Source organism: Bradyrhizobium sp. 40 (genome assembly GCF_023100925.1).
Classification (GTDB): Bacteria; Pseudomonadota; Alphaproteobacteria; order Rhizobiales; family Xanthobacteraceae; genus Bradyrhizobium.
The window spans coordinates 7,188,975-7,210,314 of sequence record NZ_CP064688.1 but is presented as its reverse complement, the minus strand read 5'-3'; the positions used below and the strand labels follow the sequence as shown (position 1 = coordinate 7,210,314).

The 21,340-nt window shown below is 63.5% G+C and carries 18 protein-coding genes; 8 read left to right on the top strand and 10 right to left on the bottom strand.

What is annotated here, in order from left to right; genetic code table 11:
* From IVB40_RS34455 to IVB40_RS34445, 3 genes are all read right to left on the bottom strand, one after another.
* Positions 1-1,185, bottom strand: a complete 1,185-nt coding sequence (locus IVB40_RS34455) for a substrate-binding domain-containing protein (RefSeq protein WP_247404831.1) — start codon at positions 1,183-1,185, stop codon at positions 1-3.
* Between the two features lie 218 nt (positions 1,186-1,403).
* Complete coding sequence (locus IVB40_RS34450; RefSeq protein ID WP_247817660.1) at positions 1,404-3,140, bottom strand: EAL domain-containing protein; 1,737 nt, start codon at positions 3,138-3,140, stop codon at positions 1,404-1,406.
* A 208-nt stretch (positions 3,141-3,348) separates the two neighbouring features.
* Complete coding sequence (locus IVB40_RS34445; RefSeq protein ID WP_247817659.1) at positions 3,349-4,314, bottom strand: sensor histidine kinase; 966 nt, start codon at positions 4,312-4,314, stop codon at positions 3,349-3,351.
* A gap of 195 nt (positions 4,315-4,509) precedes the next feature.
* On the opposite strand from IVB40_RS34445, the gene IVB40_RS34440 reads away from it, so the two are divergent.
* A complete protein-coding gene (locus IVB40_RS34440) occupies positions 4,510-5,352 on the top strand; it encodes a glucose 1-dehydrogenase (protein WP_247404828.1) in 843 nt (280 codons plus the stop codon).
* A 99-nt stretch (positions 5,353-5,451) separates the two neighbouring features.
* On the opposite strand, the gene IVB40_RS34435 is transcribed toward IVB40_RS34440, so the two are convergent.
* Together IVB40_RS34435 and IVB40_RS34430 are read right to left on the bottom strand one after the other, a co-directional pair.
* A complete protein-coding gene (locus IVB40_RS34435; RefSeq protein ID WP_247817658.1) occupies positions 5,452-6,828 on the bottom strand; it encodes a cytochrome P450 in 1,377 nt (458 codons plus the stop codon).
* Positions 6,829-6,890: 62 nt separating this feature from the next.
* A complete protein-coding gene (locus IVB40_RS34430) occupies positions 6,891-8,126 on the bottom strand; it encodes an LLM class flavin-dependent oxidoreductase (RefSeq protein ID WP_027566064.1) in 1,236 nt (411 codons plus the stop codon).
* Positions 8,127-8,360: 234 nt separating this feature from the next.
* Between IVB40_RS34430 and IVB40_RS34425 the strand changes: the two genes are divergently transcribed.
* Complete coding sequence (locus tag IVB40_RS34425; protein WP_247817657.1) at positions 8,361-9,773, top strand: MFS transporter; 1,413 nt, start codon at positions 8,361-8,363, stop codon at positions 9,771-9,773.
* Between the two features lie 141 nt (positions 9,774-9,914).
* Positions 9,915-11,075, top strand: coding sequence for a PHB depolymerase family esterase (locus IVB40_RS34420; RefSeq protein WP_247817656.1), 1,161 nt, complete (start codon positions 9,915-9,917; stop codon positions 11,073-11,075).
* A gap of 1 nt (position 11,076) precedes the next feature.
* On the opposite strand, the gene IVB40_RS34415 is transcribed toward IVB40_RS34420, so the two are convergent.
* Complete coding sequence (locus tag IVB40_RS34415) at positions 11,077-11,379, bottom strand: hypothetical protein (RefSeq protein WP_245286135.1); 303 nt, start codon at positions 11,377-11,379, stop codon at positions 11,077-11,079.
* A 195-nt stretch (positions 11,380-11,574) separates the two neighbouring features.
* Here IVB40_RS34415 and IVB40_RS34410 point away from each other — a divergent pair, with 195 nt between their 5' ends.
* Positions 11,575-11,955: a helix-turn-helix domain-containing protein gene (locus IVB40_RS34410; RefSeq protein ID WP_247285180.1), complete on the top strand. Its 381-nt coding sequence runs from the start codon at positions 11,575-11,577 to the stop codon at positions 11,953-11,955.
* Positions 11,956-11,959: 4 nt separating this feature from the next.
* Here IVB40_RS34410 and IVB40_RS34405 read toward each other — a convergent pair whose 3' ends face one another.
* A complete protein-coding gene (locus IVB40_RS34405) occupies positions 11,960-12,640 on the bottom strand; it encodes an MBL fold metallo-hydrolase (protein ID WP_247357489.1) in 681 nt (226 codons plus the stop codon).
* A gap of 171 nt (positions 12,641-12,811) precedes the next feature.
* Here IVB40_RS34405 and IVB40_RS34400 point away from each other — a divergent pair, with 171 nt between their 5' ends.
* Positions 12,812-14,413 (top strand): alpha-amylase family glycosyl hydrolase, encoded by a 1,602-nt coding sequence (locus IVB40_RS34400; protein ID WP_247817655.1) that lies wholly within the window; start codon positions 12,812-12,814, stop codon positions 14,411-14,413.
* 26 nt (positions 14,414-14,439) lie between these two features.
* On the opposite strand, the gene IVB40_RS34395 is transcribed toward IVB40_RS34400, so the two are convergent.
* Positions 14,440-16,137, bottom strand: coding sequence for an alpha-amylase family protein (locus IVB40_RS34395; protein WP_247817654.1), 1,698 nt, complete (start codon positions 16,135-16,137; stop codon positions 14,440-14,442).
* A gap of 256 nt (positions 16,138-16,393) precedes the next feature.
* Here IVB40_RS34395 and IVB40_RS34390 point away from each other — a divergent pair, with 256 nt between their 5' ends.
* A complete protein-coding gene (locus IVB40_RS34390; RefSeq protein WP_247357492.1) occupies positions 16,394-16,882 on the top strand; it encodes an MmcB family DNA repair protein in 489 nt (162 codons plus the stop codon).
* Between the two features lie 687 nt (positions 16,883-17,569).
* On the opposite strand, the gene IVB40_RS34385 is transcribed toward IVB40_RS34390, so the two are convergent.
* On the bottom strand, positions 17,570-18,124 hold the full coding sequence (locus IVB40_RS34385) for an ActR/PrrA/RegA family redox response regulator transcription factor (RefSeq protein WP_007598178.1): 555 nt from the start codon (positions 18,122-18,124) through the stop codon (positions 17,570-17,572).
* Between the two features lie 103 nt (positions 18,125-18,227).
* Positions 18,228-19,538, bottom strand: coding sequence for an ActS/PrrB/RegB family redox-sensitive histidine kinase (locus IVB40_RS34380; protein WP_247285183.1), 1,311 nt, complete (start codon positions 19,536-19,538; stop codon positions 18,228-18,230).
* 105 nt (positions 19,539-19,643) lie between these two features.
* Between IVB40_RS34380 and IVB40_RS34375 the strand changes: the two genes are divergently transcribed.
* Complete coding sequence (locus tag IVB40_RS34375; protein ID WP_007616003.1) at positions 19,644-20,447, top strand: ABC transporter ATP-binding protein; 804 nt, start codon at positions 19,644-19,646, stop codon at positions 20,445-20,447.
* Entirely contained in the window at positions 20,444-21,262 is an 819-nt protein-coding gene (locus IVB40_RS34370; protein WP_007616001.1) for an ABC transporter permease, read from the top strand. Before IVB40_RS34375 ends, IVB40_RS34370 begins: the two co-directional genes overlap by 4 nt.
* Positions 21,263-21,340 lie beyond the last annotated feature (78 nt).

Sequence of the window (21,340 nt, the reverse complement as noted above, 5' to 3'; positions counted from 1 at the left end):
CTAGCGCTTGTTCTTGATCGGAACGTCCATGTCCTCGATCTTCAGCTCGCGCACCGGCTCGAGCACGGCCCAGGCGACGTTCGGATCGACCTTGACCTTGAAGTGATACATGCTCTGGAGCGCCTGATGGTCTTCCTTGCGGAACATCATCTTGCCCTTCGGCGTGTCGAACTCCAGGCCTTCCATTGCCGTGATCAGCTTCTCGGTGTCGGTCGACTTCGCCTTGGTGACGGCGGCGACGACGGACATCGCGGCGGCGAAACCGCCCGCGGTGAAGAAGTCCGGCGGCGCGTTGAAGCGCTTCTGGTGCTCGGCGACGAACCAGTCATTCACAGGGTTCTTCGGGATCGCGTAGAAATAATAGGTCGCGCCTTCCATGCCGGGCAGGCCCTTATAGGCGGCGAGCGCCGGCAGGATGTTGCCGCCGGTGGACAGTTCGATGCCGTAGCGCTTCGGATCCATGTCCTGGAGTTTTGCCAGTGGATTGCCGGCGCCGGCCCAGATCACCCAGATCACCTTGCGGCCCGGCTTGTCCTTCAGCGCGTCGAACAGGCGCTGGCCGACCGCGGTGAAGTCGGTGGTGGAGGTCGGGGCATATTCTTCGGCGGCGAGCGTCGCGCCGGTCTTGCCGAGCGCCTCCTTGAAGGCAGCGACGCCGTCACGGCCGAAGGCGTAGTCCTGCGCCAGCGTCGCGACGGTGACGCCCTGCTTGCCGATCGCGACCGCGTTCGAGATCGCGTCCTGCGACGAGTTGCGCGCGGTGCGGAAGATGTAGCGATTCCACTTCTCGCCGGTAATCTGGTCCGCGACCGCGGGCTCGACGATCAGGATCTTCTTGTTTTCCTCGGCGACGGGCAGGATCGCGAGTGCCGCGGCCGACGAGGTCGTGCCGATCGCGATGTCGGCCTTGTCGTCCTGATAGGCTTCCGCGAGCGCGGCCTTGGAAAGATCCGGCTTGCCCTGGTCGTCCTTGGTGATGACAACGATCTTGCGCCCGTCGAGCGTCATGGTGCCCTTCGTGGCGTATTCAAAACCCATCTGCAGGCCGGTCTCGGTCTGCTTGGCATAGGCCTCGAGCGGGCCGGTCTTGCCGTAGATCAGCGCGACCTTGAGATCGTCGGCCTGTGCGGAGGTGCCCGCGGCGAGGGCGAGGATGGTTGTTGCTAAGATGAGCGATCGACGCACGGTGGTCCCTCCTGATGAATTCTTTGGCCATAGCGATTTGCACAACCGTGCGGACATTGCAATTCCACCTTCCGGCAGACCACGCGACGGGCATGTGTGACATTGTCCCGGCCCGGCCGCGCCGGATCGCTTCTGCCGAGGAAATCGGCAGATGCAATTATGACCTCACCCGTGGAACGGGTTGCTCAGGCTTTGCAAAGTAACGATCAGGCCCGGGGTTACCGCCGATATCCGTTCGCGCGGGAATAGCCCTGCCGGTTCTGTTGCGTCGAGCGGTTTGTGACGCTGGCGCGTGCTTCGCTGGAGATGGGCGTTGCGAGCTTCAGCTCCTCCAGGAAGATCGGCCGGGAAAAATAATAGCCCTGCGCGTAACGGATCTTGGTCGCAGCCTGGAGGTAGGCGAGCTCCTCGTAGGATTCGATGCCTTCGGCGATCACGGTCATGCCGAGCGCTTCGCTCAGGGATTCGATCGCGCGCAGGATGCCTTGGTTGCGCGGACGCTTATGGATATCGGTGATGAAGGAGCGGTCGATCTTGATCTCGTCCGCGGTGATGTCGGCCAGCGCCGAGAGCGAGGAATAGCCGGTGCCGAAATCGTCGATCGAGATGGCGACGCCGAGCTTGCGGAACATCGGCAGGATCTCGGCCTGGAAATGATTCTTGGCGACGAAGGCGTCTTCCGTCACCTCGATCATGAAGCGCTGCGGAAAGCCGGTGTCGTCGAGCGCCTGGGCAAAGCTGCGCATGAATTCGGGGTTGCCGGCCTGCTTGGCCGCGACGTTGATGCTGATGGTCGCTTCCGCACCGAACGTCTCGTTGATCAGGTCGATCGACTTGACGATTTCGGCGAGCACGAGATGGGTCAGCTCGTCGATCAGCCCGAGTTCGGTGGCAAGATTGATGAACGAGCCCGGCGCCTGGATCACGCCCTCGTCATCACGCAGCCGCACCAGGGCCTCGATGCCCTTTACCTCCTGCGTACGGATGTCGACCTTGGACTGGAAGGCGCAGCAGAAGCGCTTCTCGAGGATGGCCTGCCGCAGCGACTGCTCGATCTTCATGCGCGCCAGCGCCTCGCGCTCCATGCTGGAGTCGAAGAAGGCCGCCGATCCCTTGCCGTCATTCTTGATGCGGTACATCGCGATGTCGGCGTTCTGACGCAGTGTCTCGAAGCTGCTTCCGTGATCGGGGTAGAGGCTGATGCCGACGGAGGTTGAGGCGAACACTTCCGAATTGTCGATGAAGAACGGCGCGGTCAGCCGCTCCAGCGTCGACTGCATGAACTCGGCGACTTCCTCCTGGCTCTGGATCGGTGACAGCAGCAGCAGGAACTCGTCGCCGGAGATGCGCGACAGCATGTCCGAGTCGCGCAAGCCGCGTCCAAGCCGCTTCGACAGCTCGACCAGCAGGGCATCGCCCACCGCGTGGCCGTAATAGTCGTTGATGTGCTTGAAATTGTCGACGTCAAGAAAGGCGAGCGCAAAGCGCTCGCCGGCGCGACCCTGCGCGAGCAGGCTGGTGGCGCGATGTTCGATCACGCGCCGCGAGGGCAGGCCGGTCAGCTCGTCGAAATAGGCCGAGCGGAACAGCTGGTCCTCGAAATTCTTCTGCTCGGTGATGTCGGAGGAGGCCGAGATCAGCAGCTCGCGTCCGTCGAAGCGGACCGGACGGTGGGTGGTCAGCAGCACTTGGCGTGCGGCTCCGTCGTGGAGCGCTTCCTCGGCGACGACCGCACGGCCGGAGCTCAGAGCCTGCCGGCAGGCTTCCTGGCGGGACGCGAGATCGCGCGAGGGGCGGCTGCCGTCCATGCCGAGCTGGGCGGCCGCGACATCGTTGACCAGGAGAAGTTCGCCTTGCGCGTCCTGCACGGTCAGGCCGGCAGGCAGCATTCTAACGATTTCCTTGAGAAATCCGAGTTCGGCTTCGCCCGCGCCGGAATATTTGTTGTCGTTCATAGAAGTCATGAATCTTGTTGTTTCAGCACGCCTTTGCAATGGCCGCGATCTTGCGCGGTTCCCTCTTAAGTTTGGTTAAGGGGTCCGGAGAATTACGGTGGTGTTTTGCGGCGATGCGACGCGCGCAGCCCATCGTCATTAACGGGGCGTCAACGCGTCCGGCGAAACCGCGAACGAAGCGCGCGAACGGCTTTCGGTTGCGCCGTGTCTAACCGTCCTTGGGGATGCGGCATTGCATGGTGCAATGAAGTCCGGTCCTGAGATAGGAGACCTCCGTCTTGCCGTCGAAGGCCGACAGCGCGGACTTCAACAGCTTGGTGCCGAAACCCGGCTCGGAGACCTTGTCGACGCTCGGGCCCTCGGTTTCATCCCAGGTCACGATCAGACGGTCGTCGCTGACGGTCCATGACACCTGCAACAACCCGCGTGGCGCGGAGAACGCGCCATATTTGCCCGCGTTGGTGGCGAGTTCGTGAAACATCAGGGACAGTGTGACCGCAAGCTTCGGCGGCAGGAACAGCCGGTCGCCGTTCAGCGTGAAGCGGACATGGCCATAAGGGCCGAGCTCGGAGATCAGGAGGTCGCGAATGTCGCAGCCGGCCTTGTCGATCCGCGAGATCAAATCGTCGGTCGCGGCAAGCGACCGCAGCCGCGGATCGATCCGGGCCCAGATTTGCGGCTGATCGTGCAACACTTGATGCAGCACCGCATGCACCGTCGACAGCTTGTTCTTCAGCCGGTGCTGGAGCTCGTCGACCAGCAGCTTGCGATAGTCTTCCTCCTCGATCAGGCGTCTGGATATCCGGCGCTGCTCGACAAGGAGCGAGCGATAATGCTCGACGCCCCAGATGGTGAGGGCGCTGACCGCCCAATAGAGCGCCAGCAGGGCGAATCGCGCGTTATCGGCAAGGGCATCGCCAAAATTCACGACGACGCCGAGCACGCCGCCGACCAGCGCCGTGATGATTCCGATGCGGAAGCCGCCGAACGCGGCCGCAAAGAATACGGCCGGGAAATACGGCGTGAAATAGACGTCGGGCCGCACATGGGCGAGAGCCCAGCGCGCCAGCGTCGCAACCAGCAGGCAGGCGACCGCAAACGCGAGGCTCAGGCCGAGCGATGGCGGTGCCACGCCCTGCCAGCCCTTGCGGAATTCGTCGATCAGCTTCCCCATGCGCGATCCGGTGGCGATATGCGTTCGACAATCGAGCGGTCGCCAGGAATGTTACGCATGTCGCCGGCCCCAAGCAAAGCTTGCCTTGTCGGAAGCCGGCAGGAATAGTGCCTGCTGCGGCGCCAACTGTCGCGGCGCCGTCGTAGATCGGTGTCCGCCATTTGGCGTCAAGGGGTTCGAAAACAGGGACATTCCATGGGCAGGTTGGATGGCAAGGTCGCGGTGATCACGGGCGCGACGAGCGGGATCGGGTTGCGCACTGCTGAAGTCTTCGTTGCCGAAGGTGCCAAAATTGTGATCGCGGGCCGGCGCATACCGGAAGGCGAGGCGCTGGCGAAGCAGCTCGGGGCGAATTGCGTCTTCCGCCAGACGGATGTGACGGTCGAAGCGCAGATGCAGGCGCTGATCGCGCTCGCGGTGGACAAATTCGGCCGCATCGACTGCCTGTTCAACAATGCCGGCGGCCCGGCGCAGACCGGCGGCATCGAAGGCCTCGAGGTCGAGCGCTTCGACGCGGCGATGGCGACCCTGCTGCGCAGCGTCATGCTCGGCATGAAGCACGCCGCGCCCCACATGAAGAAGCAGGGCTTTGGCAGCATCATCAACAATGGCAGCATCGCCGGCCGTCTGGCCGGCTTCTCGTCGTCGATGGTCTATGGTGCGGCCAAGGCGGCGGTGATCCACCTCACCAAATGCGTCGCGATGGAGCTCGGCGAATCCAACGTCCGCGTCAACTCGATCTCGCCCGGCGCGATCGCGACCGGCATTTTCGGCAAGGCGCTCGGGCTTTCGACCGACGCGGCGGAGAAGACGCCGGCGGTGATGCGCGAGGTCTACAAGACCGCGCAGCCGATCCCGCGTGCCGGCCTTCCCGATGACATCGCCCACGCAGCGGTGTTCCTGGCCAGCGACGAATCCAGCTTCATCAACGGCCATGACCTCGTCATCGACGGCGCGATGACCGGCGGTCGCAACTGGAGCCAGCAGCAGCAGGGCTACGTGGCCCTGCGCAAGGCGTTCGATCAGGGGGCCGGATAGTTTCGTCATTGCGAGGAGCGAAGCGACGAAGCAATCCAGGCTGCTTCCGCGGACGCAGTCTGGATTGCTTCGCTTCGCTCACAATGACGACTGCGATGCTCACACCGCCTTCACCCGCACCCGCAATCCGTCGCGCGGTTTCGGGATCGGCCACATCTGCCAGTCCGGCTTGTAGCCGGGCTCGAGCGATACCTCGATGTTCTGCAAGAAGTGCCGCGCGAAGCATTTGGCCTGCATGTAGGCGAAGTGCAGGCCGAGGCACATATGCGCGCCGCCGCCGAACGGGACCCAGGCGAAGCGGTGGCGGTTGCGCTGGGCCTCCTCGGTGAAACGCAGCGGATCGAAGCGATCCGGCTCCGGCCAGATGTCCTTCATGTGGTGGGTGTAGAGCGGATTGACGCCGATCGCGGTGCCGGCCGGAATCGAAAAACCCTTGAAAGTGAAATCGCGCATAGCGCGGCGCGGCATCGAGGGCACCGGCGGCTTGATCCGCAGCGCTTCCTTGAACGCCATCTCCGACAGCGGCATCTTTTCGAGATCGTCGAAGCTGCTCGGCGCATCGGGGGCGAGCCCCAGCTCCATGACCTCCGCGCGAAGCTTGTCCTGCCAGTCGGGATTTGCCGCGAGCTCGCCGATGAACGAGGTCAGTGACGAGGTCAGCGTGTCGTGCGCCGCCATCATCAGAAAGCTCATGTGGTCGATGATGTCCTGTTCCGACAGCAGCGCGCCGTCCTCGTGGGTTGCGCGGCAGAGCTGCGAGAACAGGTCATCACCGCCGTGATTGCCGCGTCGCAGCGGAATCTGCTCGCGGAAATAAGCCACGATGCGCTTGCGTCCCCTGACGCCGGCCGCCATCTGCGTGCCCGGCAGCGGTCGGCGGATCGGGGCGACGGCAGCGGCGACCATGTCGACGAAGGCGCGGTTGATCTCGTCGACTTCCGGGCCGATATCGGCGCCGAGAAAGGACGCGGCGGCGAGATCGAGCGTGAGCTGCTTCATCGCCGGATAGAGCTGCATCTCGCCGGGCTTGGCCTTCCACTGCGCGACGCGGGCGGCGATGCCGCGGTCGAGATCGCTCAGATACGATTTCATCGGTCCGGACTTGAACGCCACCGACAGCGCCTTGCGGTGCAGCCGGTGCTCCTCGAAATCCAGCAGCATCAATCCGCGCGGAAACAACAGGCCGAGCACCTTGTTCCAGCCATGGGTCGAGGAGAACAGCTTTTGCTGGTCGAACAGCACAAGTTCGTTGGCCTCGGGGCCAAGCAGCACGACATTGGTCTCGCCGAAGAAATGCGTGCGATAGACCAGGCCGTATTTGGCGCCGTTCGCCTCGATATGCCCTTTGGGGTCGGCGAGCACCTGGAAGGTCTTGCCGATGATCGGCCAGCCTTCGTCGCCGGGGATGTGGGTCAGCTCGTTGCGCTTGGGCGGAGTGAAGCCGAGCGCAGGCGCGGCCACATTCTGCATCGACATGACGATTGCTCCGGTTGGCGAGACCCGGCCAACATAGCACAATCCGTGACGAGGACTCTGCGCTACCGCTTCGCCGCTTCCTTCTGCAAATCCGGCGCATTGACGGCCGGAATCGCGACGCGGCCGGCGCCGGTCACCTTCAGCGCCTCGGCGGCCTTCTCGTTTTCCATGATCTTGGCCATCACGGCCTGTCCCGCGCGCTCGAAGATCGCGCGGTTCTCGATCACGAATTTTTGCGACTTGCGCAGGCCGTCGATGTAGCCGTTGATCTCAGGCACGACGTAACGCGCGACAAGGTCCCAGCTCCGGCGCGTGTTCTCCGGGTTGGCCCAGTCGTGCACGAATCCGATGACGGCACCGACGCCGCCGGAGACCTGCATCACGTTCTTGATCATCTTGACGAGGTCGTCGGGCGTGCCGATGACGGAGGCCGCGCCGTCGACGAAAGCGGTCTTGTCCACGGCCTCGTCGGGTGAGGCGAACGCGGTCAGGCCCGGCCGCTGTAGCGTGCCGACATTATATTCGTTGTGCCAGCGCATCAGCCCGGCGCCGGCCTCGCGGCGGGCCTGCTCGCGGGTCTCGGCGATGTGCCAGGTCAGCAGCACGCGCCAGTTCGCGCGATCGACTTTGGTGCCGTGCTTTTTCGCCGCGTCCTCGGCGAACTGCCATTGCTGCTGCAGCGACATCAGCCCCTGCGTCGTCATCGAACCCAGCGAGATGATACCGATGCCGTATTTGCCGGCGAGCGTCATGCCGGAGGGCGAGATCTGCGAGGCCACCACGAACGGCATTTCCTCCTGCAACGGCAGCAGCTGCAGCGCGGCGTCGTTCATGGTGAACCAGTCACTCTTCGCGGTGACGCGCTCGCCATTGAAGAGACGGCGGATCACCCCGATCGCCTCGTCCTGGCGGTCGCGCTGCGTCATCGGATCGATGCCGAGCGTATGCGCGTCGGAGGCGAGCGCGCCGGGGCCGGAGCCGAAGATGGCGCGGCCGCCGGTCATGTGGTCGAGCTGCACCATGCGCTGCGCGACGTTGTAGGGATGGTGATAGGGCAGCGACACCACGCCGGTGCCGAGCTTGATCCGCTTGGTGCGCTCGCCGGCCGCCGCCAGGAACATCTCCGGCGAGGCGATCATTTCCCAGCCGGAGGAATGATGCTCGCCGCACCAGAACTCGTCATAGCCGAGGCTATCCAACTGCTCGACCAGGTCGAGATCGCGCCGGAACTGGAGCATCGGATGCTCCCCGATCGGATGATGCGGGGCAAGGAAGGCTCCGAACTTCAGGCGCGCCATGGCGTTCTCTCCGGCTTGATTTTTTGCTTGTTTGTGGCGCGAAGCTACGTGCTGGAGACAGCGAACGCAATCGCGCGATGTCCCGCGCGGCGGAATGCAGCCATGCGTGTGTCGTCTCCCTCTCCGTGGCACGCAGAGAGTGGCGGAACGCGCGAGGATCCTACCTTCGAGGTAATCGCGGCGCCGCATTAGGCCTGCGATGATCGGCAACGACATCCGAAGGGTCGCGCGCCGATGCATCAAACCGTCACAAAGCCTCTCGATAGGTCGCGTCGCTGGTGGGTGCTGGCGATTGTCGTGGCCGCCCAGTTCATGTTCGGCGTCGATGCCTTCGTGGTCAACGTCGCCATTCCGACCATCGCGGTCGAGTTGAAGGCATCGCCTGCGCAGATCGGATCCGTCATCGCGATCTACCTGATCGCCTATGCTACGCTGGTCGTCACCGGCGGCCGGCTTGGCGACATTCACGGCACCAGGAACGTGTTCCTGGCTGGCCTGCTCGGTTTCACCCTGACGTCGCTGTGGTGCGGACTGGCGCAATCCGGTGCGGAATTGATCGTCGCGCGGCTGACACAGGGTGCTTCCGCCGCGCTGATGGTGCCGCAGGTACTGGCGACGCTACATCTCCTGTTCACCGACGAACAGCGCAACCGTGCCTTCGCCATCTACGGCATCGCGCTGGGGCTCGCGGGTGCCGCGGGCTTTCTGCTCGGCGGTCTTCTGGTCACGATCGATCTCGCCGGCACCGGCTGGCGCTCGGTATTCTTCGTCAATGTGCCGTGCGGTCTCGTCATCGCGGCTGCGGCCTGGCGCATCATGCCCTCGGTGCCGCATCGCGCCGGCACGCGGCTCGATATCACGGGCAGCGTCGTCCTGTTCGCCGGATTGCTCTGCATGATCGGTCCGCTGCTGCTCGGTCACGATGTCGGCTGGGCGCCGTGGCTGTGGCTGGTGATGGCGATCGGCGCCGTAATTCTCCTGGCATTCCCAAAACTGGAGCATGCGGTCGCACGAGCCGGCGGCATGCCGCTGATCGATCTCTCGCTGCTGGCGGACGCCACTTTCCTGCGCGGCCTCGGCGCGGCGTTCTTTTTCTTCTGTGCCAATCTCTCGTTCTATCTGGTCATGACGCTGTTCATGCAGCGAGGGCTGAACATCCCGCCGCTCGCGGCCGGCATGGCCTTCATTCCGCTCGCGCTCGCTTTCGTCGTGGCCTCGCGCCATAGTGGTGCACGGGCGCGCCATCGCGGCACCAGGGCCTTGATCGAAGGCTGCGCGCTTCAGATCGCGGGCGTCGCGGCGCTTGCGCTTGTCGCGTTCTCTGTCGATGCGCCGTCCGCGCTCCTGCTCGCGCTCACCATGATCGTCTTCGGCTACGGTCAGGGGCTGGTAATGGCGCCGCTGTCCGGCGCGGTGCTCTCGACGGTGAAGCCTGTGGCCGCAGGTTCTGCCTCCGGCATTTACGGCACCACAGCGCAGATCGGAAATGCGGCCGGAGTGGCCGCAATCGGCGCCGTGTTTTTTGCCGCCGAAGCCGTGCAATCAGCGCGCGCAGGATTTCTCGTCTCGCTCGCGCTGTTCGTGACATTAATCATGATCTGCGCCGCATTCCTGGCGTGGATGCGCCGCGCATCTGCACGAAGTTGAGGCATTGCGGTTAATACGTGCGGATTTCTGCAGGTTTTCCTGCGATTTAGCGCGTCATCGACAGCACACGGTCTTTTTATTTTGCGCTGCAGCAACTATTTGGTTTGGGTGGACGTTGAACGTCGCCTGCCAGGAGTTGCCGTGTCGTTAACCAGAAATGTCGATCTCTTGAGACGTCTGCCAAAGCTGGACGGATTGCGCTTCGCCGAGTTTGGCAGGAGCGCCGATGCGTCCAGTCCGTTGCAAGAGGTTACGGGCTTCGGCGACAATCCCGGCAATCTGCGCCTGTTCGCGTTCGTGCCGCCGCAACTGCAGAAGCCGCGCGCGCTCGTCGTCGTGCTGCACGGCTGCGGCCAGACGGCAGCAAGCTACGACCTCGGTGCCGGATGGTCGACGCTCGCCGAGCACTACGGCTTCGCGCTGTTGATGCCCGAGCAGCAGCGCGTCAACAACAGCAACACCTGCTTCAACTGGTTCAATCCGGAAGACACGGCGCGGGACAGCGGCGAGGCGTGCTCGATTCGCGAGATGATCGCGCATATGACCGAGACGCATCGCATCGATCCCCGCCGCATCTTCATCACGGGCCTGTCGGCCGGCGGCGGCATGACGTCGGTGATGCTCGCGACCTATCCCGAAGTCTTCGCGGCCGGTGCGGTCATCGCGGGACTTCCCTACGGCATCGCGACCAATCTGCGCGAGGCGCTCGACGGCATGTTTCATTCCCCGGAGCGGCCGGCGCGCGAACTTGGCGATCTGGTGCGGCGGGCCTCGGATCACCGCGGGCCCTGGCCCAGGATCTCGGTGTGGCACGGCAGCGCCGATCGCACCGTCAACCCCGGCAATGCCAACGAGATAGTCAAGCAATGGCTCGACCTGCACGATCTGCCTGAGGCGCCGATGGCGGAAACTGAAATCGACGGCTATCCGCGCCAAGCCTGGTGGAACAAGGACGGCGAGACTCTCGTCGAGTCCTACGCCATCACCGATATGGCCCACGGCACGCCGCTCGGCCTTGCCGACAACGACCAGCGCTATGGCGTGGAAGGCGCGTTCCTGATCGAGGCCGGCATCTCCTCGTCCTATCACATCGCCAAATTCTTCGGCCTAACCAGCTGGATCCCCGACGCAGCGAAGAAGGCCGAGCCGACGCCGGCCCGCTCGTCCGCGCCGCATCTGGCCCGCTCGATCCGCGCCGCTGTCGCCGAAGAGCCGGCCGAGCCGAAGCGCGAGGACGCCCGCGGCTTCGATCTCGGCCAGATCATCACGCGCGCGCTCACCGCCGCGGGATTGATGAAATAAGTCAGGCCGTCGCGCCGATCCATTCGATCGGAGTCGCCGTCACCTCGCCGCCGGCGACCTTGCGCGTCATCTCCTGATAGGCCTTGAAGAAGTCGCGCGATTGCAGCGCCTTTTGCGCGGCTTCGTCGCTGACGCTGGCGAGATGGAAATAGCTGCCATTGTCGCGGTTCTTCAGGACGCGATAGCCGATCCGTCCTTTCAGCTCCGGATCGCCGTCGATCGCCTTGATGAAGCGGCCGACCTCTTGGTGCCAGGCCTCCGTCGTGCCGTTCTTGAATTCGTATCGGATCATGAAGTGCTTCATGTGACGCTCCCTGTTGGCGTTGTGCGTCATCATCTGCGTGCTGGATGCGATCCTGCAAGTATGGACAAAATTGATAGTATGGACTTTTTCGGCGTCGCTCCTATGCTCGGCCAAAGCGTTTTCGAGCGAAGTGGATACCGATTCGCGTGAAGAAAACGCGTCAAAACAAAAAAGCTCGCACATGGAGGAAACGACATGGCCAGGGAAAGGACAAAGACTGTCCCCGCGCGCAACTGTCCGGTCGCGGCCTTTCAGAAGATGATCAGCGGCAAGTACAAGCTGCGCATCGTCTGGGACCTCAAGGACGGCCCACGCCGCTATGGTGAAATCCGCAGCGGCCTGCTGCGCGGCACGGAAGGCAGCGCCGAGATCACCCCGCGCGTGCTGAGCCGCGAGTTGAAGGCGCTGACGGCGAGCGGCCTGATCGATCGCAAGGATTTTGGCGAGGTGCCGCCGAAAGTCGAGTATCGCCTCACCCGCAAAGGCAAGAGCTTTGTGCCCGTCGTCGCCGCCATCCGCGACTGGGGCGACCGCAACCTGAGCCAGCCCGCGGCGTTCGCAGACGCCGCGGAATAGACGCTCACATCTCGCCGGTGATGAACGGATTGGTCATCCGCTCCTGGCCGATGCTCGAGCCGGCGCCGTGGCCGCAGATGAAGCCGACGTCGTCGCCGAGCGGCAGCAGCTTGGTCTTGATCGACTCGATCAAGGTCGCATGACTGCCGCCGGGCAGATCGGTGCGGCCGACCGAGCCCGCGAACAGGACGTCGCCGACATGGGCGAAGCGCAAGTCCTTGTTGAAGAACACCACGCTGCCGGGCGAGTGGCCGGGGCAATGATAGATCTCGAACTGGAGATCGCCGATCGCCACGCTGTCGCCTTCGTCGAGCCAGCGGTCCGGCTCGAAATTGCGCACCCCGCTCATGCCGAAGCGCGCGCCGCTCTCGACCACGTTGTCGAGCAGGAATTTGTCCGCGACGTGCGGGCCCTCGATCGGCACCTTCAGCGCGTCGCGCAGTTCAGCCGCGCCGCCGACATGGTCGATATGGCCGTGAGTGAGCCAGATCTTCTCCACGGTGACGCCGGTCTGCTTGATGGCGTCCAGGATCTTCGGCACGTCGCCGCCGGGATCGATCACCACGGCCTTCTTGGAAGGCTCGTCCCAGATGATGGTGCAATTCTGCTCGAACAGCGTCACGGGGACGATGATCGCGCCCGCCTTCGCGCCTGCCTGGGCTTGTGTCTCGTTTTGCTCGGTCATGGCGCCACAATGCCGATTTTTGCCATGCCGCCAAGCAAAAGATTTGTCCCAGGGTTCGGGAACAGCCGCGGACATCGTCACACGGCCGTCCCAATTCGCCTGCTGTTTTGAACCGGGGCGCTCCTTCCGCGTTCTCCCGCGCGAGAAGCAGTTTTTGGATGGATTTCCCGCATGGCTCAGGGCGGCAGCAATTGGTGGCGCGACGGCATCTTCTATCAGGTCTACCCGCGCTCCTTTCAGGATTCAAACGGCGACGGGGTCGGCGATCTCGCCGGCATTTTGCAGCGGCTACCTTATGTGAAATCGCTCGGCGTCGACGCGATCTGGCTGTCGCCGATCTTCCCCTCGCCAATGGTCGATTTCGGCTACGACATCTCCGACTACACCGGCATCGAGCCGCTGTTCGGCACGATGGTGGATTTCGATGCGCTTCTTGCCGCCGCGCATGACAACGGCCTTAAGCTGATCCTCGACCTCGTGCCGAACCACACCTCTGACCAGCATCCCTGGTTCGTCGAGAGCCGCTCTTCGCGCGACAATCCCAAACGCGATTGGTACATCTGGCGCGATCCGGGCGAGGGTGGCGGCGTGCCGAACAATTGGCTGTCCGAGTTCGGCGGCAGCGCGTGGCAGTTCGACGAGACGACCGGTCAATACTACTATCACGCCTTCCTCGCCCAGCAGCCGGACCTCAACTGGCGCAATCCCGATGTCCGCGCGGCGATCTATGACGTGATGCGGTTCTGGCTGGAGAAGGGCGTCGATGGCTTTCGCGTCGACGTGATCTGGCACCTGATCAAGGACGCCGAGTTCCGCGACAACCCGCAAAATCCGCATTATGTCGAGGGCCGGCCGCCCAACGAAACGATCCTCACGCAATATTCCACCGACCAGCCGGAGGTGCACGACGTTATCGCCGAGATGCGCCGCGTCACGGATGCTTATGATGCCCGCGTCCTGATCGGCGAGATCTATCTGCCGCTGCATCGCCTGGTGGCCTATTACGGCAACGATCTCACCGGCGCGCAGATGCCGTTCAATTTCGCGCTGCTCCAGACCTTCTGGAGCGCGCGCTCGATCGAGAAGATCGTCGAGGATTACGAGAAGGCGCTGCCGAAGGGCGCCTGGCCGAATTGGGTGCTCGGCAATCACGATCGCCCGCGCGTCGCAAGCCGGGTCGGGCCGGAGCAGGCCCGCGTCGCCGCCATGCTGCTGCTGACGCTGCGCGGCACGCCGACGCTCTATTACGGCGACGAGATCGGCATGCATCAGCTCGCGATCGCGCCTGAGGATGTGCGCGACCCCTTCGAGAAGAACGTGCCCGGCATCGGTGTCGGCCGCGACGGCTGTCGCACGCCGATGCAGTGGGATTCGTCCAACTTCGCCGGTTTCTCGGACGTCAGGCCATGGCTGCCGCTGCCGGAGGATCACATCCTCAACAACGTCGTCGATGTCGAAGCCGATTCACGTTCGATCCTGACGCTCTACAAGCGCCTGATCGCGTTGCGCAAGGGCTGTCCGCCGCTGGTCGCGGGCGACTATCATCCGATCGCGGCGCAAGGCGATCTCCTGGTCTATCGCCGCGAGGCCGAGGGCAGGGCGGTGATCGTGGTGCTCAATCTCGGCCCTGAGCCGATCGTGGTCACCACCAGCGCGATCAGATTTGGCAGCGAGATTCTGCTGTCGACATTTCTGGATCGCGAGGGGGAGCGGATCGAAGGCGTGCTGGATTTGCGTGGCAACGAGGGGGTGGTCGTTACTCCGCCATCTTAGCCTTCGCCGGGACGGCCGTGTGGCACCTACCCCGGATGCTTGTTGCCCCGCACCGGCTTGTCGATATCGCTCCGCTTCAACAGATAATCCAATCCGCCGACGCGGTACCAGCGATAACCGTAGGGCTCCAGCACGACGCGATGCTGGCCGCGCTTGTCGGCGTGGCTGTGGTCCTCCGCGAGCAGATTGATCAGGTGCTCGCCGGCCTCGCCCGGCAGCCCCGCCGAGAACGCGATCTCGCGCGGCTTCTCGTCGAGATTGTGCACGAACAGCACGGAATTGTTGCGCCAGTCGTAGCGCATGATGAACACGGCGGGATCGCGCGTCGCGATGATCGAAAAATCGCCCCAGCCGATCTCCGGCACCTCCTTGCGCATGCGGACGATGCGCTCGGTCCAGTTCAGCATCGAGTTGGGATCGCGGCGCTGCTTGGCGACGTTGACGTGCGGATAGCCGTACGGTCCTTCGTCGATGACGGGCAAGGCCGGCTTGTCGCTGGTGGTGAAGCCGCCATGCGGCTCCGTCGACCATTGCATCGGCGTGCGCGCGCAATTGCGTTCCGGCAGCGAAAGATCATCGCCCATCGCGATCTCGTCGCCATAGCGGATGACCGGCGTTCCCGGCAGTGTGCACATCAGGCTGTAGGCGAGCTCGAGCCGCCGGCGGTCGCCGCCCAGCATCGGTGCCAGCCGACGGCGAATGCCGCGGTCGTAGAGCTGCATGTCCTTGTCAGGACCGAAGCTTTTGAACACGGTGTCGCGCTGCGCCTTGGTCAATCGCCCGAGATCGAGCTCGTCGTGATTGCGCAGAAACAGGCCCCATTGCGCCGAGGCCGGCCGCGGCTTGGTCGCCTTCAGCGCTTTCCCCAGCGGCCGGGAATCGGACGAGGCCAGCGCATAGAACAAATGCTGGTTGACCTGGAAATTGAACATCATATGCATGCGGTCGGCATCGCGGCCGAAATATTCCATGTCCGTCTTTGGCAGCACGTTGGCCTCGGCGAGGATGATGGCATCGCCCTGCCGCCATTGCAGGAATTCACGAAACGTCCGCAGCATGTCGTACTGCTCGGCCGGCTTTTTCACCTTGGCGCCTTTGGTCGAGATGACGAAAGGCACGGCATCCATGCGAAAGCCTGAGACGCCGAGCTGGATCCAGAAGCCCATGATCTTCAAAATCTCGGCCTGCACGCGCGGGTTCGAGGTGTTGAGATCGGGCTGGAAATCGTAGAAGCGGTGGAAGTACCAGGCGCCGGCTTCCTTGTCGCGCGTCCAGGTCGATTTCTGAACGCCGGGAAACACCATGCCCTGATTGGCGTTGGCCGGCTTCTTGTCGGACCAGACATACCAGTCGCGGTAGGGCGAATTCCTGTCGCTCCGCGCCGCCTTGAACCAGGGATGCTGGTCGGAGGTGTGGTTGACGACGAGATCGATGATGACGCGAATGCCGCGCTGCTTGCAGCCATGGGTGAACTCGACGAAATCGCCGAGCGTGCCGTAGCGGGCATCGACACTGTAATAATCCGCGACATCGTAGCCGTCGTCGCGGCCGGGCGAGGTCTGGAATGGCATCAGCCAGATCGTGGTGATGCCGAGGCCGTGCAGATAATCGAGCCGGCGCAACAGGCCCTTGAAATCGCCGATGCCGTCGCCGTTGGCGTCCATATAGGTGCCGACGGACAGGCAATAGATGATGGCGTTCTTGTACCAGAGATCGTCGATCATGCGCGCGCAGCCTCGGTGGTTCCGCCGAGGTGCGGCGGCTGCGTGATAAGTGCGTAGGGGAGGGGAGGTTCCGCGCTACAGGGTCGTCCCGGCCTAGTGCGCAATTGCGCACGGGGGCGGGACCCATACCGCGTGATCTATCGATTGGGTTGGCAGAAGTACCGAAGGACGAATCTTAACCAAACGCCGCCCTGTGGCTATGGGTCCCGGCCTACGCCGGGACGACAGTGATGACGGAATCGGCTATCTTCCCCCCATGGACAACACCGCCCGCATTGCCATCGTGCCGCCACCGGACCGCCGTCAATCAGAGACGGCGCTGGCGATCGCGCGCGGCACGGCGCGGTTGTTGCGCTCGCTCGGCTTCACCTGCATCAGCGAATTGCCGCTGCCCTCCGGGCGGCGCGCCGATCTCGTCGCGCTGAACGAGCGTGGCGAGATCTGGATCGTCGAGATCAAATCGTCGGTGGAGGATTTGCGCGCCGATCAGAAATGGCACGAATACCGGGCGCATTGCGACCGGCTGTTCTTCGCCTTCACGCAGGACCTGCCTTGCGAGATCTTTCCGCAAGATACCGGCCTGATCATCGCGGACGCCTATGGCGCGCATCTGCAGTGCGAGGCGCCCGAGCACAAGCTCGCTGCGGCCACGCGCAAGCAGATGACGGTGCGGTTCGCGATGGCGGCGGCCTTGCGGATCAACCGGCTGGTCGATCCGCAGGGGCATGCGGAGTTTTGGGAGTAGGCTCCGTCCGGATGTCTTTCCCCAGGCCACATGCCTGGAAGAGGTACCCGGTAAAATTTGAGAAGCTTCGGGACGATTTCGCTCAGACTGGCAACATCAGCGGTGGCTAACACCGAACTCTTGCTCGGCAACATGAAGATCAAGCAGCGACGTGGACGCTTCGTTCTTTCATGAGCGGCAGCGGACGTGACGGGCCGCACATACTTCAGGCCTACGGCACGGTACCGCTTGTTCCGCAACTAACCGGCCACAAGGAATGTGCCATGAAAACCTTCCGCACCGCTCTCTTAACCTTTGCCGCACTAGCCGGACTGACTTCGTTCGTGACCTCGACGCAGTCTTCCTATGCTGGCGGACTCGGCCTCGATTGGCTTTCCAACAAGCCCTACGTAGAGTGTCTTAAGAACGTCCGAATGCTCGCCGACGTTGGTAGCATTCTGAAAGGGCCCGCGGACCGAGAGGCGAGTTACGAGCGGGGCCGCCACCAATGCAACCAGCGCTACTATGGTCATGAATAGACCGCCCGCGCTTCCGCCGAACTGCGATGCTGCCAGATTCAGCTCGTAGTCTCGGTCCAGTCACAACGTGCAAAAGCGACGTTGCGGGCTGCTCCGGCAAATGGCTGTCCCGGGTCACCGTCTTAGCCTCGGGGCCGACATCTGCGCGGCATGAGTAAAACGCCAAGGATTACCGCGGCGCGCGCTTGGCCAGAATCCGCTGCAACGTACGCCGGTGCATGTTGAGCCTGCGCGCCGTCTCCGAGACGTTGCGGTTGCACATCTCGTAGATGCGCTGGATGTGTTCCCAGCGCACGCGGTCCGCCGACATCGGGTTCGCCGGCAATTCGGACTTGTCCGAGCCGGTCGACAGCAGCGCCGCGACGACGTCGTCGGCGTCCGCGGGCTTCGAGAGATAATCGACCGCACCCATCTTCACCGCGGTGACGGCGGTGGCGATGTTGCCATAGCCGGTCAGCACGATCGCGCGGGCGTCGGGGCGCTTCTTCTTCAGCGCCGAGACCACGTCGAGACCGTTGCCGTCACCGAGCCGGAGATCGACCACGGCGAATGCCGGCGCCGCCTTGCCGATCTGCGCCAGACCGTCCGAGACGGTGTCGCATGACGTCACCGCAAAGCCCCGCGTTTCCATGGCGCGCGACAGCCGCTCCAAAAACGGCTTGTCGTCCTCCACGATCAGGAGCGAGCGGTCGGTCTGTTCGTTCAGTTCGGCGATGGCGTTCAAGGTTTCGTCCTCTCTCCAGCGCTTCTACATATGGCGGCGCAATCAGGCGGTGCCAAGGGCGCCAATAGTCGATCGGCCCCGTTGTGCGACGCAAGGTCGCGGCCTATCCTATTGTTTCTTCGAAGGTCTCGATAGCCTCAAAACGCTCTCTCGGCCACGTGATCTGGACCACTGCGCCATGGTCCGGAAAGGTGCGGTTGGTGAACGAGACCTTGGCGCCGGTGCGCTCCAGCAAGGTGCGCGCGATGAACACGCCGAGCCCGAGGCCGCCGCCTTCGTCCTGGCTGCGCCGCCGCGACAAATAGGGCTCGCCGATCCGGTTCAGGATGTCAGGCGGAATACCGGGACCATCGTCGGAAATCACGAGCTCGATCGTGTCCTTGTTCCACCACGCATTCACCTCGACGGTGGTGCGGGCGAAATCGACCGCGTTCTCGACGATGTTGCCGACCCCGTAGAGGATCGCCGGATTGCGCGAGCCGACCGGCTCGGCCACGATGGCGACGGCGATGCGCACCTTGATATCCACGCCGAAATCGCGGTGCGGCGCCACCACCTCCTCGATCAGCTCCGAGAGCTTCATGCGATCGAACGGCGCCCCGGTGGAGGAGAGCTGGGTGATCTTGCTCAATATGTCGCGGCAACGCTGCGTCTGCTCGCGCAGGGTCTTCAGGTCAGCGGCAAAGTTCGGCTCCTTCACCGTCTTCTCCAGCTCGCGCGAGATCAGGAAGATCGTCGCGAGCGGCGTGCCGAGTTCGTGCGCTGCGGCTGCGGCCAGGCCGTCGAGCTGGGTCAGATGCTGCTCGCGCGTCAGCACCAGCTCGGTCGCGGCCAGCGCGTCGGCGAGCTTACGCGCCTCTTCGGTGACCTGGAACGAGTAGAGACTGGTGACGCCGATCGCGAGCGCGATCGAAAGCCAGACGCCGACGAGATAGATCGGCGGCAGCACCAGCGGATCGTCGGAATCCCAGGGCAGCGGCAGATGGAAAAAGAACAGCACCGAGGCGCAGGCGACAGCCAGCACGCCGAGACCGAAGGTGAAGCGGGCCGGCAGCGCGGTCGCCGAGATCAGCACGGGCGCGAGGAACAGGAACGAGAACGGGTTCTGGAGTCCACCGGTGAAGAACAGGAGACCCGCCAGCTCCACGATATTGAGCGCGAGCAGTCCGGCCGCCTGCATCGGCTCCAGCCGCTGCAACGGATTGGACACGGTCTGGAGCCCCAGATTGAGCGCTGCCGACAGCGCGATGATGCTGACGCAGGGGACGATCTCGACGTTGAATTCCAGCCCCTGCGCCACGATGAAGATCGCGGCGAGCTGGCCCAGCACCGCGAGCCAGCGCAGGCGCAGGATGGTATCCAGGCGGATATGCCGCTGCGCGGGGCGAAAGTCGGAAGCGGCAAGTTCGGTCATTTCGGCCAATGGGGCGGTGCCTTCTCGATAACAAGCGCGCGGCTCACGGAACCACCGGATTACAAGCCTTGCGCTCTCCGCTGCAATAGCAGAAGAACGCCCACCATGACTGAGAATGACAAGGCTTCAAGCTGGCCGACTGTCGCGGATCGCAGCCTCTCCGCGGCAATCGCGGTCGATCACCTCGTCAAGGTGTACAAGCAGACCCGCGCTGTCGACGACATCTCCTTTTCGCTTCCGCGTGGCAGCATCACCGGGCTGCTCGGCGGCAACGGCGCCGGCAAGACCACGACAATCGCGACGATCATGGGCCTGGTGCTGCCGACCTCCGGCCGCGTGCAGGTGCTCGGGCATCGAATGCCGGAGGACAGCGCCTCCGTGCTGGGGCGGATGAATTTCGAGAGCCCCTATGTCGACATGCCCATGCGGCTCACGGTGCGTCAGAACCTCACCGTGTTCGGCAAGCTTTATGCGGTGAAGAACCTCTCCGACCGCATCGCTGAGCTCGCCTGCGACCTCGATCTCACCGAGTTCATCGACCGCGCCAACGGCAAGCTCTCCGCAGGACAAAAGACGCGCGTTGCGCTTGCCAAGGCGCTGATCAACCAGCCCGAGCTTCTGTTGCTGGACGAACCGACCGCCTCGCTCGATCCCGACACCGCCGACTGGGTCCGGGGTCATCTGGAGCGTTATCGCAAGGCGAACAACGCCACCATTTTGCTGGCCTCGCACAACATGCTCGAGGTCGAGCGGCTCTGCGACCGCGTCATCATCATGAAGCGCGGCCGGATCGAGGACGACGATACGCCCGAAGCCATCATGGCGCGCTACAACCGCACCACGCTGGAAGAGGTGTTTCTGGACGTCGCGCGCGGCCGGGTGAACGGTGCGCAGGAGGCGGTGCGATGAGTGAGGCCTCCCTCCATCGCGGCATCTCGCTCCATCGCATCGGCGCGATGATCCTGCGCTATTGGTACCTCTTGCTGTCGTCCTGGCCGCGGCTGCTCGAGCTGCTCTACTGGCCGGCGCTGCAGGTCATCACCTGGGGCTTTCTTCAGCTCTATATCGCGCAGAATGCAAATTTCTTCGCGCGCGCCGGCGGCACCCTGATCGGCGCCGTCATCCTCTGGGACATCCTGTTTCGCGGGCAGCTCGGCTTTTCGATCTCGTTTCTGGAAGAGATGTGGGCGCGCAACCTCGGCAATCTCATGATGAGCCCGTTGAAGCCGATCGAATTCCTGCTGTCGCTGATGATCATGAGCCTGATCAGGCTCGCGATCGGCGTCATTCCGATGACGCTGCTCGCGCTGTTCCTGTTTCACTTCAACGTCTATGCGCTCGGCGTCCCGCTGATCGCGTTCTTCTGCAACCTGATCTTCACGAGTTGGTCGGTCGGCATCTTCGTCTCCGGCCTGGTGCTGCGAAATGGCCTCGGCGCCGAGAGCATCGTCTGGACCTTGATGTTCGGCATCATGCCGCTCGCCTGCGTCTACTATCCCGTCAGCGTGCTGCCAGTCTGGTTGCAATATATCGCCTGGACGCTGCCGCCGACCTATGTGTTCGAAGGGATGCGGGCGCTGTTGATCGAAAACACCTTCAGGACCGATCTGATGCTGAGCGCGTTGGCCATCAACGCGGTGCTGTTGGTTGCATCTTTTGGGGCATTCCTTGCCCTTTTGCGCAGCGCCCGGATGCAGGGCTCGCTGCTGTCAGGCGGCGAATAACGTCACTTTCTCGTGGATTCAGCCCGGTTTGGGCACCTGGGCCACGTAGATGTACGGAACCATGCATTGACGCAATAT

Bases quoted from the DNA above. Each gene is read 5' to 3' on its own strand.
- IVB40_RS34450 (WP_247817660.1), bottom strand. From the start codon at position 3,140: ATGAACGACAACAAATATTCCGGCGCGGGCGAAGCCGAACTCGGATTT.
- IVB40_RS34445 (WP_247817659.1), bottom strand. From the start codon at position 4,314: ATGGGGAAGCTGATCGACGAATTCCGCAAGGGCTGGCAGGGCGTGGCA.
- IVB40_RS34440 (WP_247404828.1), top strand. From the start codon at position 4,510: ATGGGCAGGTTGGATGGCAAGGTCGCGGTGATCACGGGCGCGACGAGC.
- IVB40_RS34435 (WP_247817658.1), bottom strand. From the start codon at position 6,828: ATGTCGATGCAGAATGTGGCCGCGCCTGCGCTCGGCTTCACTCCGCCC.
- IVB40_RS34430 (WP_027566064.1), bottom strand. From the start codon at position 8,126: ATGGCGCGCCTGAAGTTCGGAGCCTTCCTTGCCCCGCATCATCCGATC.
- IVB40_RS34425 (WP_247817657.1), top strand. From the start codon at position 8,361: ATGCATCAAACCGTCACAAAGCCTCTCGATAGGTCGCGTCGCTGGTGG.
- IVB40_RS34415 (WP_245286135.1), bottom strand. From the start codon at position 11,379: ATGAAGCACTTCATGATCCGATACGAATTCAAGAACGGCACGACGGAG.
- IVB40_RS34410 (WP_247285180.1), top strand. From the start codon at position 11,575: ATGGCCAGGGAAAGGACAAAGACTGTCCCCGCGCGCAACTGTCCGGTC.
- IVB40_RS34405 (WP_247357489.1), bottom strand. From the start codon at position 12,640: ATGACCGAGCAAAACGAGACACAAGCCCAGGCAGGCGCGAAGGCGGGC.
- IVB40_RS34400 (WP_247817655.1), top strand. From the start codon at position 12,812: ATGGCTCAGGGCGGCAGCAATTGGTGGCGCGACGGCATCTTCTATCAG.
- IVB40_RS34395 (WP_247817654.1), bottom strand. From the start codon at position 16,137: ATGATCGACGATCTCTGGTACAAGAACGCCATCATCTATTGCCTGTCC.
- IVB40_RS34390 (WP_247357492.1), top strand. From the start codon at position 16,394: ATGGACAACACCGCCCGCATTGCCATCGTGCCGCCACCGGACCGCCGT.
- IVB40_RS34380 (WP_247285183.1), bottom strand. From the start codon at position 19,538: ATGACCGAACTTGCCGCTTCCGACTTTCGCCCCGCGCAGCGGCATATC.
- IVB40_RS34375 (WP_007616003.1), top strand. From the start codon at position 19,644: ATGACTGAGAATGACAAGGCTTCAAGCTGGCCGACTGTCGCGGATCGC.
- IVB40_RS34370 (WP_007616001.1), top strand. From the start codon at position 20,444: ATGAGTGAGGCCTCCCTCCATCGCGGCATCTCGCTCCATCGCATCGGC.